The sequence below is a fragment of the Microbacterium saperdae genome (genome assembly GCF_006716345.1).
Classification (GTDB): domain Bacteria; phylum Actinomycetota; class Actinomycetes; order Actinomycetales; family Microbacteriaceae; genus Microbacterium; species Microbacterium saperdae.
Genome location: NZ_VFOX01000001.1, coordinates 1127119 through 1141612, shown reverse-complemented (window position 1 = coordinate 1141612; position 14494 = coordinate 1127119). Strand labels below are relative to the sequence as shown.

The 14494-nt window shown below is 64.2% G+C and carries 10 protein-coding genes; 6 read left to right on the top strand and 4 right to left on the bottom strand.

Annotation, left to right across the window (positions count from 1 at the left end):
* Positions 1-33: 33 nt before the first annotated feature.
* Positions 34-1008, bottom strand: coding sequence for a carbohydrate ABC transporter permease (locus FB560_RS05415; RefSeq protein ID WP_141871420.1), 975 nt, complete (start codon positions 1006-1008; stop codon positions 34-36).
* 58 nt (positions 1009-1066) lie between these two features.
* Positions 1067-2410 (bottom strand): ABC transporter substrate-binding protein, encoded by a 1344-nt coding sequence (locus FB560_RS05410; RefSeq protein ID WP_141871419.1) that lies wholly within the window; start codon positions 2408-2410, stop codon positions 1067-1069.
* Between the two features lie 141 nt (positions 2411-2551).
* On the opposite strand from FB560_RS05410, the gene FB560_RS05405 reads away from it, so the two are divergent.
* Both FB560_RS05405 and FB560_RS05400 read left to right on the top strand, forming a co-directional pair.
* Entirely contained in the window at positions 2552-5587 is a 3036-nt protein-coding gene (locus FB560_RS05405) for a family 78 glycoside hydrolase catalytic domain (protein WP_170198055.1), read from the top strand.
* Between the two features lie 78 nt (positions 5588-5665).
* Positions 5666-6664 carry a LacI family DNA-binding transcriptional regulator gene (locus FB560_RS05400; protein ID WP_141871417.1) on the top strand — a complete coding sequence of 333 codons (999 nt, stop codon included), beginning with the start codon at positions 5666-5668 and terminating at the stop codon, positions 6662-6664.
* On the opposite strand, the gene FB560_RS05395 is transcribed toward FB560_RS05400, so the two are convergent.
* Complete coding sequence (locus FB560_RS05395) at positions 6661-7512, bottom strand: nucleoside hydrolase (protein ID WP_170198054.1); 852 nt, start codon at positions 7510-7512, stop codon at positions 6661-6663. The two genes, FB560_RS05400 and FB560_RS05395, sit on opposite strands and share 4 nt — an antisense overlap.
* A 497-nt stretch (positions 7513-8009) precedes the next feature.
* Here FB560_RS05395 and FB560_RS05390 point away from each other — a divergent pair, with 497 nt between their 5' ends.
* The gene (locus tag FB560_RS05390) at positions 8010-9890 is read left to right on the top strand and encodes a hypothetical protein (protein WP_170198053.1); all 1881 of its coding nucleotides are present in this window, start codon (positions 8010-8012) and stop codon (positions 9888-9890) included.
* Complete coding sequence (locus FB560_RS05385) at positions 9887-10834, top strand: ribokinase (RefSeq protein WP_170198052.1); 948 nt, start codon at positions 9887-9889, stop codon at positions 10832-10834. The genes FB560_RS05390 and FB560_RS05385 overlap by 4 nt, the downstream gene beginning before the upstream one ends.
* 708 nt (positions 10835-11542) lie before the next feature.
* On the opposite strand, the gene FB560_RS05380 is transcribed toward FB560_RS05385, so the two are convergent.
* Positions 11543-12586, bottom strand: a complete 1044-nt coding sequence (locus tag FB560_RS05380; protein ID WP_141871413.1) for a DUF4238 domain-containing protein — start codon at positions 12584-12586, stop codon at positions 11543-11545.
* 309 nt (positions 12587-12895) lie between these two features.
* Between FB560_RS05380 and FB560_RS05375 the strand changes: the two genes are divergently transcribed.
* Positions 12896-13846 carry an antitoxin VbhA family protein gene (locus FB560_RS05375; protein WP_267901899.1) on the top strand — a complete coding sequence of 317 codons (951 nt, stop codon included), beginning with the start codon at positions 12896-12898 and terminating at the stop codon, positions 13844-13846.
* On the top strand, positions 13843-14220 hold the full coding sequence (locus FB560_RS05370; protein WP_141871411.1) for a hypothetical protein: 378 nt from the start codon (positions 13843-13845) through the stop codon (positions 14218-14220). The genes FB560_RS05375 and FB560_RS05370 overlap by 4 nt, the downstream gene beginning before the upstream one ends.
* The last annotated feature ends 274 nt before the right edge of the window (positions 14221-14494 follow it).

Sequence of the window (14494 nt, the reverse complement as noted above, 5' to 3'; positions counted from 1 at the left end):
AGAGACGGAGGACGCGGTACGTCGGGGACATAATCATGCGCGAGCCTTCCGTCCATGCATCACAATTTGGTAGATAACGAAGCCGACAGCGAGGATCGCCAGTTGGAACAGCGACACCGCACTCGCGTAGCCGACCTCGCGGCGCTCGAAGCCGACGTTGTAGGCATAGAGCGCGAGAGATGTGGTCTCACCGAGCGGTCCTCCCCCGGTCATGATGAGGGCGGTCTCGAGCGCCCCACCAAGGAAGCCGATGAGCTGCAGCACGAGCACCAGTCCGGTCGTACCCGCGACGCTGGGCCAGGTGATACTCCACAGCTGACGCCACTTGTTCGCTCCGTCGAGCGCAGCCGCCGAGTACAAGTCGTCCGGAATCCGCTGTAACGAAGCGATGTAGAGAATGATGACGACGGGAAGCGCGCTCCAGATCATCATGAGGACGAGGGCGGGTCGAGCTGTGGCCGGGTCTGTAAGCCACGCCGGTCCTTGAACGCCGAACAGACCGATGATGGAGTTCAGTAGCCCCGCGCGCGGCTGGTAGATATTGATCCAGATGGCCGAGGCGACGGCGCTCGAGGCCACCAGCGGCAAGAAGTAGAGGATACGGAACGCTGAGGCCCCACGAATCCCGGAGTTGGCGACGACCGCAAGACAGAAGCCGAGGACGGTCGTGGGGAGGACTCCCATGATGACGAACAGCGCTGTCACTCCGAGCGACTTCCACATCGCGGCATCCCCGATGAGCCGCACGAAATTGTCCACGCCCACGAACTCAGGAGTGGAGAACAGGTCCCAGTCGAAGAACGAGAGACCCAAGCCCACGAGCGCCGGAAGCACCACGAAGATGAGGAACGCTATCAGGCCCGGCGCGAGGAAGACTGTCGCGGTGGCTCCGTCGATGACGCGCGTGCGCCGAAGGCTTTTAGCCTTTGACGTTCGCTCAGTGTTCGACGGGATGGGACGGTCGTCGCGGTTCTGCGCTGACCGTCGAGTTTGAGTGTCGAGACTCATGGTGTCCTTTCCAGTGGTGGGGCGGGGATACCCGCCCCACCACGTACTCACGGTGAGCTCAGGGCTTGGCGGCCGCGAGAGCTTCGTCGACCGTCTGTTGCGCTGTTGTGAACGCGTCCTCGACGGACTTACCGTTCAAGATGACTTCCTGCACGGCCGTTCGAACTGCGTCGGTGAGTACGGAGCCGGCAGTGCCGGGCAGCTGAGGCAGGAGCACTGCGTCCTCGGCGGCGACGGCGTACACCTTCAGGTTGGCGGGCGTTTCCGCGTCCTGCCACGTTCCTTCCGAGAGACCGGTCGCCGTCGGTGGGATGATGCCACCGCCCTCAGGGGTCTGCGCGACAGCGAGGCCGCCCTCGGGGTCATAGAACCAGCCGAGGAACTCCCATGCTGCGTCCTGGTTCGAGCTGGTCTGGCCGATGGACAGGCCGTAGGAGCCACCACCGGAGACGTGGGTACCGTCGACGGTTGGCATGCGAGCAACGTCCCACTCGTAGTCGGCCATCGTCTCGCGCATCCCGGAGATCGAGGCGCGTGAGGTGATGTTCATCGCCACCTTGCCAGACTCAAACTTCAGGGACGGGTCGTCGGCGCTGGTCGTGTAGGCCCCCGACGCGGTGCCGTAGAAGTTGATCATCGACTCCCATGCGGCCAGGGCATCCGGGGAGGAGATGTCGCTGGTGTTCGTCTCGGGATCGTAGATGGTTCCACCGGCGGCGGTGATGACCGGCCCGAAGGTGACGAGCGAAGCGCCGTCCATCAGTGGAGCGACCGTTCCGTAGATGTCACCGCCCGACTTCTCCTGGATCTGTGCGGAGACGCGGTAGTAGTCCTCCCACGTCCAATCGTCCTGCGGGTACTCGGTGACACCGACCTGGTCGAAGAGCGTCTTGTTGTAGACAAGGGCGGTCGAGTCCGCGCTGACCGGCAGACCGGTGACTGCATCCGGATCGCTGATAGGCCGGTACTGTCCAACAAACTGCGGCAGGAACTCTTCCAGGTCGAGGCCGGCCTTGTTCTCTGCGAGCCCCGGCGCGAGGTCCAGAGTCACGTTGTTGTCGGCGAGCGTGTCGGCGAGGAAGTCGACGTTGAAGAACACGTCCGGGAGGCTGTCCCCGAGCCGTGAGGTGGCGAGCAGCTGCGAGTACTTCTCGAAGTCGTCGCTGATGCTGCGGATCTCGACCTTCCGGTCGGGGTACTCCTCCATGTATGCATTCGCATACAGCTGGAACTGAGATTCGAGCTGCGAGATCACACCCACTGTGATGGTGCTGCCGTCCACCTCGCCGGCCTGGCCGGACGAGTTGCCGTCGCCGCCTGCACAGGATGCGAGCGGGACGGTCAGGGCGATGATGAGGCCGCCAGCGACGAGGGTGGTCGGGCGGCGAAGGGTCCGGTGCATCGGTGTCCTCTCTGACACGCGGCTGAGTTGCCGTCGAAGTAATTGAAAGCTTTCATATTATGGAGTCGCAATGCCGGTGAGGTCAAGATGAGAGTGTCGAACACTATGTTGAACAGCAATGGGGCAACGAGAATGAACGTCATGCAGCGCGTCGATGGTGGAGCCCCCGAAGCCGCGCACCAGGCCGGCGCGCGTCGGCCGCTTCTCGCCGGATCAGCGCACCCGACCCTGTCCTGGTCCCCTGCTCTCGGCCGCGTCACCGTCGTCGTTACCGATGCAGAGCACGATCCCAGGAGTGTTTCCTCGGAGGTATTGGAACGTACCGTGACGGCGCACTCGTCGATCCAGGTAAGCAGGGCGTTGCAGCCTTTCCGCCGATATCGATGGGCCGTACAGGCCTCGGCGGGATGGAGCGAGGTGCAAGAGTTTGAGTGCGGACCGCTCGTTGCCGAGGATTGGCAGGCGGCGTGGGTGCGTTCCGATGGACCTGCAACGGCACTCTCCCTGAGCTTCACTGCCGACTCTGGGACGACGAACGTTCGCCTGCACTTCGCCGCCCAAGGACTTGTATCGGTGCTACTCAACGGGCGACCGGTCAATCCGGGGGCGTTGGAACCCGCTCGAGCTGCGCCGACCCGGGCGTGGTACCGGACTTACGACCTCGACGACATGGTCGCCGAAGGTCTGAACCATCTCGTCCTGCGCCTCGGTGAAGGCGACTGGGCGCACACAGGGCTTTTCCCCCGAGTCCGCGCAGAGATCGTCGCGGACGGCAACGGACCCATACCGATTCGTCTCGGCGCAACGAGCGCAGAGACGGCCCCGACCGCGTCGCCGGTCTTCGTCGACGAGCCGTTCTTCCTGGAAGGTCTAAACCTTCGCAACGCCGGCGCCGTCGGAACAGTCATCACTGTCGACGACGAAGCGACCATGCTCCCAGGAACCGTTACTCCGGATCTCGCACCAACGGTTCGTGAAGTCCGCCGAACGACGGCGCGTCTGGTGCATCGCACCGACGACGCGCATGTCTTCGACGCGTTCGAAAACGTCGCTGGACGCGCACGGATCACTGTTCGCCGAGCAGAAGCTCGGGACGGACAGCGTTTACGAGTCGTACATTCCGAGCATCTCCGCGATGGCCGTGCGGACACGACGAATCTATCCCTTCCTGCCGACGCGGGCCGAGGACGGCAGATCGTGGAGTACATCCTCGACGGCAGTGCCGTGGTGACGCTGGAGCCCCTTTTCGCGATCCACGGTTTCCGCTACGTCGACATCACCGGGCTCGATGCGCACGACGAGGTCACTGTCGAAGCTGTCGTGATCCACAGCGACCTGCCGACGGCGGGCCGCATCTCCACCGATGACAACGTGATTCGCAGACTGATGGAAGTCGCCGACCGCACCGCAAAGAACACGCTGCATGGCATTCCCGAAGACTGCCCAACGAGAGAGCAAGCAGGCTGGACCGGAGACGCTGCTGCGGTCGCAGACTTCACGTTCGCTGCCTACGACCTCGACACATTCGCCGCGAAGTGGATCACCGACATTCGGGACAGTCAGCGTCCTGATGGCAGCATTCCGGCGGTGGCACCAGATGTGAGAACAGAAAGATTCGACACGGATCCGGTCTGGGGCAGTGCGCTCGTGCGAATGGCATCAGGGCATCTCCTGTGGAGCGGACGCCGCGATGTCGCACGCGATGCGCTTCCCTCTCTCCGACGATGGGTGGACTACCTTGCAGGTCTTCGCAACGAACGCGGCCTCGTCACAGGCGCTCCTGTCAGTTACGGACACGACTGGCTCGGCCTGGAGCAGACGCCGCCGGAGATCCTTCATACAGCCAGCGTCATCGAACAGGCAGAGGCGGTAGCGGCGCTCGAGAACGAGGTCGGAGACCATGCACTCGCGCAGAAGCTCGACGACCTTGCCGGATCGCTTCGCGCGTCGTTCCGCGATGCATTCGTTCGACGCGACGACCGGGGCCTGCAGGTGGGTCCGTCCACTCAGGGCTCGTTTGCCGCCGCCGTCGCAGCCCAGGTGCTGAATGCTGACGAGCACGAAGAGGCGCTTCGCCGCATCGAGAGCGACATCATCACTCGAGGCTTCCGAGTGTCCACAGGCTACGCCGCGACTCGCTGGCTCATCGACGCTCTCGGCAACGGACGCCGACAAGATCTCGTCTACCGCATCCTGCAGCAGCCCGATGAGCCCGGCGTCGGGGCGATGCTCAAGGCCTCCCACGGGACATTCTGGGAATGCTGGTGGGTCGACCCGAAGAACACCGGCACCGGTTCACTCGACCACATCGGCCTCGGCGGTGTCTTCGCCGCCTGGGTCTGGCGGTGGGTCGTGGGGATGCAGCCCCAGGCTCCGGAGGCGCGGCGGCTACGAATCCGCCCCTCCCTCCCCCACGCGGCGCGACGCGTCAGTGCCACACGCGCACTCCCGGGCGGCAACGTTCGGATCGACCTGCACCGCCGCAGTGATGCAGTCGAGCTGTGCCTGGTCGTGCCGCCCGGCGTCGAATGTGAACTCGAACACCCGAATGGGGACGCCGAAGCGCTGAGCGAAGGCACGCATCAACGCACACTTCGCGGAGAGTCGTCCCGTAGCCTGCCGCCGACGGCTGCTGACGACGCACTGAAGCATCAGTGGCTTGGCTATCCAGAGGCCTCCACCGCCGCCGATGAGGATGGTGCTCTCTTTGTGCCGGTGGACTCGATGGTCGACGGCGACGGCACTCCGGCCGTCATCCGCACCGAGTCATTGCGGTGCATGCCGGTGCCGCACGCGCAGCAATCAACCATCTGGGCTGTCTTGCCCGGCGCGGACGAAGGTGCCTCTCGCGCCCTCTCCACGCGGGTGCTGCCGGACCTCCCATGGAGAGCAGCGTTCGTGTTCGCGTGGCTCGATCTGTGCAGCGCCACATACTCACGCGCTCACCGAGCGGCCATCACCGTCGTCGGAGAGCGGGGCAGCCATCGTCACGGCGAGGCATCGCTCTGGCCGGCGGGGGCGAACAGAGTCACCTGCGATCTTGACGGTTGGCCTGATGATGAACGCATCGAACACATTGACGTCGCGTTCTTTCCGGCAGCCGGAATGCCCGGACCCCAACACGCGCCGATTCATGTTGGGCGCGTCGGAATCAGTGGGCGAACACGATCTTGGTAGTGTTGCCCGGCCAGTCCCTGAGCCGAAGATCGCCTATCCTCGACCACAGCATCCATCTTGTTCCCGAGGAGACACCCCGTGGCTAACGTCGGCATTCGGCAGGTCGCAGAAGCCGCCAATGTGTCCGTCGGGACCGTCTCGAACGTTCTGAACCGTCCCGACTACGTCGCGCCAGCCACATTGGCGAAGGTTCAGGCGACAATGGAACGACTCGGCTTCGTTCGCAACAACCTGGCGCGCCAGGTCAAACTCGGTGAGAGCACGTCCATCGCCATGGTGGTCCTCAACGTAGCCAACCCGTTCTTCGGGGGACTCGCCAGCGCCTGCGTCGAAGCCGCCGAACGCCGAGGTCACACCATCGTGCTGGGAACGAGCGACCAACATCCCGACCGCGAGGACCGCTACATCGACTTGTTCGAGGGGCAGCGCGTGAAAGGGATGCTCGTCACCCCTCTCAACGGGTTCACCACGCGCATGGGCGTCACACGGAACCGTCGCATGCCCCTCGTGCTGTTCGATGACGCATCTGCGGACTGGGACTGCTGCTCCGTCGCGATGGATGGCCGCCTCGGCGGTCGAATCGCCGTCACCCACCTCATCGACCGAGGCCGGCGAGACATCGTCTTCATAGGTGGTCCGCTCAGCCAGGTTCACGACAGGTGGGCAGGCGCGCAAGACGCGGTGCGAGCGGTCGAGGGAGTGCGTTTCACGCACATGGAAACGGCGGATCAGCGGATGGCCGACGGCCGGGAGGCTGGGATGAAAATCGCAACACTCCCTCCAGAGCTGCGTCCTGACGCGATCTTCGCCGCGAACGACCTTCTCGCGCTCGGCGTCATGCAAGCGCTCCTTGCCACCCCGGGCATCTCCGTGCCCGACGACATCGCGGTTATCGGCTACGACGACATCGAGTACGGTGCATCGGCCGCATTGCCTCTGACCACGGTGCGCCAGCCTCTCGATGCGCTCGCCGATGCCGCGGTGAGCATGATCCTCTCCGAGGCGGCCGATTTCTCCGGCCACACCCACACGCGGCTTCTGCTGCCGCCCGAGCTCATCGTGCGCTCGAGCACCTAGCCGACAGCAGCCCCGAGCAGCATCCGGGACACGATGTCTTCGCGCAGAGCGTCAACGTCGACATCCACCACGATGCGGTGCGGTCCGTTCGCATTCCGCTCGAAGTGCACGTGCCCGGCGCGGTTCGCCGCTGCCTCGACGTGCACGATTCCCCGCTCCATCTCGAACCGGTCTGGGCGCTCGAGCAGCAAGACAGCGAGCGCGTCATGCGGGGCATTACTCTCAGCCTCCATGAACCGTCGGAACCTGCCGATCTCGCCGCGCAACAGCTCGCCTACCTGAGTCGAGGGAAGACGGTCGAGCACACTGCGGTCCAGCCGCACACGCTCGGTTTGGTCGGTGCCGACGACGTCGATGGGCGCGCCGGACCGAAACACGTCGTCCGCGGCAGCCACGTCGCAGATCACGTTGTGCTCTGCTGCCCCAGAGAAGTCGCCGCCCATCACGACGATCCTCCGAGCGGCTGGTGAAGAGCCAGTGAAGTTGCGCAGCGCGGCAGCGACGTTCGTCAGAGGGCCGATGGCAAGGATCTCGTCGGCGCCAGCCAGGAGCCGCGCTGCGTCAGCGGGATCGGCCGGCACGCGGTGCTCGGGGTCATCGATAAGCGCCACACCCTCATGCCCAGCCCAGAAAACGGGCCGACCCGACAGCGCGCGCCCCTCTCCCGCAACAATGCGCGGCGGGAATCTTCCCGCACGGGAGTAGGCGTCACGGACGATTGCCGCGCGAAGTGACGTGTCCCCGTACACCGTGGTGATGGCATCGAACGACATCCCACTCCCCCAGCCGGTGACGAGAGCAATCAGATCATCCACGTCGGTGCCAATATCCGTATCCAGCACTCGCATGTTCTGCTCCTCGGGTCGTTGCGCGGTTGTGCGACACCTCGATTCTGCACTATTGTCGTCGGCATTGAAAGCTTTCATACGACAAGGACGAGGATGTCATGAGTCACCCTGAACCCCGCTTCTTCTTCACCCGCCGCGGCTTCCTGACGCTGAGTGCGGCTACGGCCGCCACTGTCGGACTGTCTGCCTTTTCATCTACGGACGCCCATGCATCCGCATGGCCGGTCGCGAGCCCTCTGACCCCCACGGCAGACGTGTCCCCCACGAGCGTGGTGACATGGGACACGCGCAGTGACTCCTGGGCCGCCCGGGACGGCCTCGGGCGTGTACTCCCCGATTTCAGCGAGGTAGGGCCCCCGCGTGAGGACCGCTTCGTTGGCATGTTCTACTTCCTGTGGCTCGGTGAACATACCACCAGTGGCCCGTGGAACATCGAGCAGATCCTCGCGGCACATCCCGAGGCTCGGGACGACAAAACCCATCCCGCGTGGGGACCGATGAATGACTATCACCACTGGTCTGAGCCCGCGTACGGCTACTACCTGTCTTCCGACGAGTGGGTGATCCGCCGTCACGCCCGTCAGCTCGTCGACGCGGGAGTGGACGTGGTGATCTTCGACGCCACGAACGGGTTCGACTATCCCGAGAACTACACGGCCCTTTTCGACGTGTACGCCGCGATCCGCGCGGAGGGCGAACGCACGCCGGATATCGCCTTCATGTGCCCATGGGACCCTGCCAAACCGCTGGTGAAGAAGCTCTACCAGGACATCTACGCGCCGGGCGTCCACTCCGACCTCTGGTTCACGTGGAAGGGCAAGCCGCTCGTCCTGAGCAACCCCGCACTCCTTGGTCCCGATCTGAGAACGCTGCTGGGATCCGACCCCGCGCCCCTTCCTGTCGGCGCAACCAACGGACAGACATTCACCGTGGCAGGAAACGGCCGAGTCGTCGGCGCGCGCGTACCGACATGGGGATCGAGCACCTCCGGATGCACCCTCACGCTCCGCGCCGGCGGGCCCGGCGGTGCCGTTCTCGCCACACGCACGTTCACGTCCATCGCCGACAACAGCATCTGTACGGTGGCACCGACGACCCCGCTCGCGGCTGGCACCTACTACCTCGAGCAGTCCGCACCCGTGGGGACAGTCGGCTGGTGGACCGAGCCCACTAGCACCGTCCCCGGCGGTCAGGCATACCGCAACGGCACCACCGTGGCCGGGGACCGGGAGCTGTATCTCGAAGAAGGAGCCGTCTCCACCGCGGACGTTCTCGACTTCTTCACCTTCCGAGACCACCAGATCTCCTTCTTCGCCGGCCAGACGGGGCCGAACCAATGGAGCTGGCTGGAAGACCACCCGCAACACGAGTACCTCGACGGTAGCGGCGCAGTCGAGCAGATGAGCGTGAGCGTCGCCCAGAACGCATTGAATGGTCGTCTCGCGGCGATGAGCGAGCCCACCGCCCAGGGCCGCTCGTTCCATGCGGAGACCCTCCCCAGCAGCGGCTCTCTCGTCCGACACGGACTCAACTTCCAGGAGCAGTGGGATCGCGTCCACGACAGCGACCCCGAGTTCGTCTTCGTGACAGGGTGGAACGAGTGGGTGGCGATGAGGCTCGACGACTGGCTTGTCGCAGAAGGCGACGTCATCTTCGTCGACCAGTTCGACCAGGAACATTCCCGTGACATCGAGCCGATGAAGGGCGGCCACGGGGACGACTATTACTATCAGCTGGTGTCGAACATCCGCCGCTTCAAAGGCGTTCGCGACCTGGAAGCCGCTACGACACCGACCTCCATAGCCATCGACGGGTCATTCAGCGATTGGGCGGCAGTGGGGCCCACCTTTCGAGACCACAGCGGCGAGACAGCTCACCGCTCAGAACCCGGATGGGGGTCCGCTGGTACCTACACGAACACGACCGGACGCAACGAGATCCTCCTGTCGAAGGTCGCGAGAGATGCAACGACGATCTCGTTCTACGTTGAGACGGCGCAGACGCTCACTCCGCGGACGGACCCGAACTGGATGCTTCTGGCCATCGGCATCGACGGCTCGACCGCCCCGGAATGGGAAGGCTTCCAGTTCATCGTCAACCGCACTTTCGCGACGGATGGACGTAGCGTCCTCGAGGCCTCGCTGGGCGGGTGGTCATGGAGCGCGGTGACGCCCGTCGACATCGCCATCTCAGGCAACCAGCTCGAGCTCGCTGTTCCGCGCGCCGCTCTCGGCCTCGCCGCCGCCACCAGCGTCGATCTGCGATTCAAGTGGATCGACAACCCGACGGTGCCGGGCGACATGCTCGATCTGTTGGCCTCCGGCGACACCGCTCCCAACGGCAGGTTCAGCTACCGGTACCGCGCTTCGCTTCCGTGACACGCACGGGAACCAACGACAATGAGCGCATCTTCGGCGCCCATCGGAGACAGAGAGAACCACCTGTGGGAGCAATCTCCGTCCTCGGTAGCGCAAACATGGATCTTGTTTTCCACCAGCCCCGGCGCCCAGAACCGGGCGAAACCATCGTCGGTTCTCGCTTCGCCATCGGGCCCGGAGGAAAGGGACTGAACCAGGCGGTTGCCGCCAGCCGGGCAGGGGCCGATGTGCGGATGATCTCCGCGATCGGCTCCGACGACTTCGGGACTCAGCTACACGCATGGCTGACATTCGAAGGCATCGACACCACGTTCGTGCGGCGCGTGGCGGAGTCCACGGGGGTTGCTCAGATCAGCCTCACGGCGGACGGTGAGAACACCATCGTCATCATTCCGGGCGCGAACGACTCGGCAGTCCTGTCGGATGATGACCGGGCGATCATCGACTCCACGTCGCATCTCGTCGTGCAACTCGAGCGCCCCAAGGCTCTCCTGCAGAAGGCGATGTCCTTCGCACGGACCAGAGGTATAACCACCGTCCTCACCCCGGCCCCCGTCCGTGGGGACATCGATGAGCTCATCGACCTCAGCGACATCCTCGTTCCCAACGAGGGTGAAGCACTCATGCTTTCCGGCGAGAGCGACGCCGATGCAGCTGCCCGCGTGCTCAGCGCACGCGGCCCACTCACCATCGTCACGCTCGGACCCCGCGGCGCGCTGGTCGCAGAACATGGGAAGATCCTCTACTCGGTGCCTGCGCCACAAGTGGAACCCGTAGACACCACTGCGGCGGGCGACACCTTCGTGGGTTATCTAGTCGCTGCTCTCGCTATCGACACGCCTCTCCGGCTCGCAGTCGAAGTCGCCACCGTCGCGGCGTCGCTGTCTGTGACCCGACTCGGCGCCGCGGAATCGATACCGCACGCGGCTGACGTCAAAGTGTGAGGAGGACACCTGCGCTCGGGACTGCCGAATCGCTGTCGTGCTCCGATGGGAGTGGCACGTTTTTTCGACTTCATTTCTAGATATTCCCCCCTAGAAACAGCCACCCCGCTCATCACAGGCAGAGAACTCACTACGCCAGGCCCGAGGGACTCAACACTGTCGGCGAGGGATGGGTGTCAGAGGTGGCGGGACTCAACGAAGTGCGCCGCCTTACCGGATGAACACTCGCACACCAAGCTCGTCCGCGTTGTGCTGCGACCGCAATCCCTCGACATCTACTTCCCTCAAAGCGAAGTGGCCATCGAACACCAGGGGCTACAGCATTCCGAGCCTGAGAGAGATTTGATGGCTCGGAAGCGTTCGAGTGACAGCGGGAATGAGACCAGCGCAAGCGCGACCTGTGCAGCAAGCATGGCGTCACCCTGATTGAGGTCCATCCGAGTTCGCCGATGAGGTTCGTGAGTTTCTTGTCGTGCGGATTTCGTCCCGCTTCGCATAGGGACGCGATGCTGTTGGCTCCTGCTTCCCAGTCGGCGAAGAAGTTCTGCGCCTAACGTCGAAGAACGTGAAGCATTGCACCGCCGCCCTGGTTCCTGAAGGGCGGCATGCCGAATTTCGTGTTTCACCCATCGCAGACCTGAATCACGGGTGCAGACTTCAGTTGTGGCGCAGACTTACATCTCCCGCGCACTGTAAGTCGGCGCCACGTCACTCATCCTGGTCGGGCACGGACCGATTCGCCTTCGGGATGTGGGGCAGGATGTACGGCTCGCCCGAGTACTCCTTCGGTGTGCCCTGGAGCGACATTGTGACCGGCGAGGGGTCCGGCAGCCCGCTCGGCACGAAGCGCGCATCCTCCGGGTGGTGAAACAGCCTCAGACTGGCGCTGGAGGCCGTGTGCTCGTTGAAAATGCGCTCCATCGCGGTTGTGCCAATCTGCACGAAGTCGAATGCGCCGGCCCTCACCTTCTCCACCGGAATGCCTTTGTCGATAACGAGGTCGGGGTCGTTCATGAGAAGCCCGAGTTTGCGCGTCAGCGGGAACGTTATTCCCCATGCTGTCATGACACCGACGCCCATCCACGAGTCCTCCTCGTCCGGCCGACGGACCAGTCCAACAGGTACATCCGAGAGGATGAGCGACCGCTTGTCGAAGCGGACCAGAGACCAGGGGCGACCACTCATGTATGTGAGCAGCGACTCGGCGATTTCGAGCGCCTGCTCGATGTGCGCGGCTGTTGAAATCTTGATGGGCGGGCCTTCGGGACGCATCGCCTCATCCCACAGCCTCGCGGCCGTCGCATCGTCCACTTCGAGACCGAGGTTCTTCTTGGCCCACCCCTTCACTCCGGCGCGCCCCCCGTACCCGATTTCCATGCGGGTGGCCTGCCTCGCGAGATTCTCCGAGTTCCGCCGCTGTTCCGGGCCACGGGCCATCTGGAGAGCGACGTAGTAAGCGAGGCTGCCGCGTGACTCCTCATCGAGCGGCCACGTGCCCGAGGCGATGTCTGCGAAGATGCCCGCGACTTCACCTTCGAGCTGAGAGAGCGCCTTCTCGAACACATCCGCACCGTCGGGGTGACCAGGGAGCGAGTAAAGGTGGTTCTCAGCGGCCGCCTTGCGAACCGGCTGGTTGTAGGAGCGGTCGCCGGGTAGCTCGACAGTCGTGATGGTCTCGCCGTCGGCGAAGCCACGCAGGTGAAACTGGGGGACGTAGTGGTGACGCTTCGCTGCCGGGCCAGGGGTTCCCATTACCCGAAGATATCGTCAGACCGCGACCGTCGGGTCGCTTCGCTCGGGCGCCGAGGCGCAGCGGTCGGAGGGCCGCATGCACGACCTCGAATACCGTCGTGTTGTCCGAATTTCTTGCGCGTGCGATTACCGATTCGCCGACTCGTCGACAAGTCTCGCGCCAAGCATCAGTCCCAGAGCGTTCGCGTGTGACGCTAGCCACGAGGATGCGCCATAACCAGTACGGCGCCGAACGATGCCGATGGGGGTCATCAATGATGAGCGCTGGAACACGCAGCCGAAATCACGTTGCCAGACCAGCGAGTCGCAGTGTTGGGGGACGTTCACGGCAACGTCGGTTGGATCCGGATGCTGGCGAGGGCACTCCCGCACCTCGCGCCGGACGTGACGACCATCTTGCAGCTCGGCGACTGGTGGATGCCCCCGGAAGAGGTCGACGAGGCGCTCACTGAGACGGGCATCACAGGCATCTACGTGACCGGAGGGAATCATGAGCCGTGGGGTGAGATCACCCCACTCATGAACAAGTACCCCGGCGAAGCCGTGCGGGTCTCCAAGCTCGTGTGGCTGCTCCCGCGGCCTGCGCGCCTCACCATCGGTGGGCGCTCCGTGCTGTCACTGGGTGGCGCCGCGTCTGTCGACCACGAGTCGAGGATCGAAGGGCTGACCTGGTGGCCCCAAGAGGCAATCAGTGACCAGAGTGTCGCCGAGGCCATCGCCGGCGGCCCCGCCGACCTGATGCTCACCCACGAGTCACCCGCCAACACCCCTGTCCGCCCTGTCGGTGAGATCCTCCGCACGAACCCGCATCGGTTCCCGAAGGCGGCGTTGGAGGCGTCCGCGGCGTCGCGCGCGCGGGTCAGCGAGGTCTGGGATGCTGTGCATCCCGAACTCCTCGCTCATGGGCACCTGCATGTCGGGGCGGGCGGACAGACTTCAGATGGTCGTCGCGTGGCGAGTCTCGGGCGCGAAGGTCACGAGTGGAACCTCGGGATCCTCGACATGACGAACCTCAGGATGGCGACGCCGAGCCTGGCCATCCTCCGCGGACTTGCCGACGACGACGGTTCTCGTAAAGCGCGGGAGCAGCGGATGAACAGCGTAGCCGAGTCCCTGCACTCGGGAGTCTTGGACGGATTGAGGCCCTCCGCTCAAGCGCTTCGTGATGCCCAGGACTACATCGACGGACTCCGCAGCCTCGAGGAGATCATCAAGGACGTCCGCCAGCGCCACACTCGAAACCCCGAGGATGAGCAGTGACCGAAGATGAACCGAACCCCTGGGCTCGGATCATCGGCCCCTGCTACACCGTGGCGAGCATGGCCCGCGCCCTCGAATGGACGGAAGCCGAGGTGGTGGAAGCCGGGCGCACGCTTCGACTCCTCATGCTGCTCACTGACGACGATGTCCATTTCTTTCCCGCGTTCCAGTTGCACGAAGGGAGGGTGGTCGACGGGCTGACCGATGTCCTTCGCGTTCTGCAGACCGGGACCCAGAGTCGCTGGACCTGGGCGCAGTGGTTGAACACGCCCTACCCTGACGGCGAACCCACCGCTATTGAGAAGATGCTCGCCGGTGGGCTTGACGAGATTCTTCTGGAGGCGAGGCACGACGCGTGGTCATGGAGTTCCTGAGGAGTCCTCCAGCGGCGAGTGACCACACGGTGCGACCTAGCTAATCTCGTCGCGCTTCTCGGAGGAGTCGGTGCAGCTGATGAGTGCGAACCTTCTCCAGCCGACCGCTTCGTAATCTCAGCAGTTGGCGGCCGAGCCAGCGTGCCAGCAGGAACTCCGTTCGATCTGCCGCGTGTAGGCGAGGGAGCGTGCGGTGTGCAGTGACGAATCGTTCGCATGCTTCGAACCTTTCGTTCCACACGCGATCCAGGGGATCCCACTCGAAGGCGGGTGA

Bases quoted from the DNA above. Each gene is read 5' to 3' on its own strand.
- FB560_RS05395 (WP_170198054.1), bottom strand. From the start codon at position 7,512: ATGCGAGTGCTGGATACGGATATTGGCACCGACGTGGATGATCTGATT.
- FB560_RS05405 (WP_170198055.1), top strand. From the start codon at position 2,552: ATGCAGCGCGTCGATGGTGGAGCCCCCGAAGCCGCGCACCAGGCCGGC.
- FB560_RS05415 (WP_141871420.1), bottom strand. From the start codon at position 1,008: ATGAGTCTCGACACTCAAACTCGACGGTCAGCGCAGAACCGCGACGAC.
- FB560_RS05380 (WP_141871413.1), bottom strand. From the start codon at position 12,586: ATGGGAACCCCTGGCCCGGCAGCGAAGCGTCACCACTACGTCCCCCAG.
- FB560_RS05390 (WP_170198053.1), top strand. From the start codon at position 8,010: ATGAATGACTATCACCACTGGTCTGAGCCCGCGTACGGCTACTACCTG.
- FB560_RS05410 (WP_141871419.1), bottom strand. From the start codon at position 2,410: ATGCACCGGACCCTTCGCCGCCCGACCACCCTCGTCGCTGGCGGCCTC.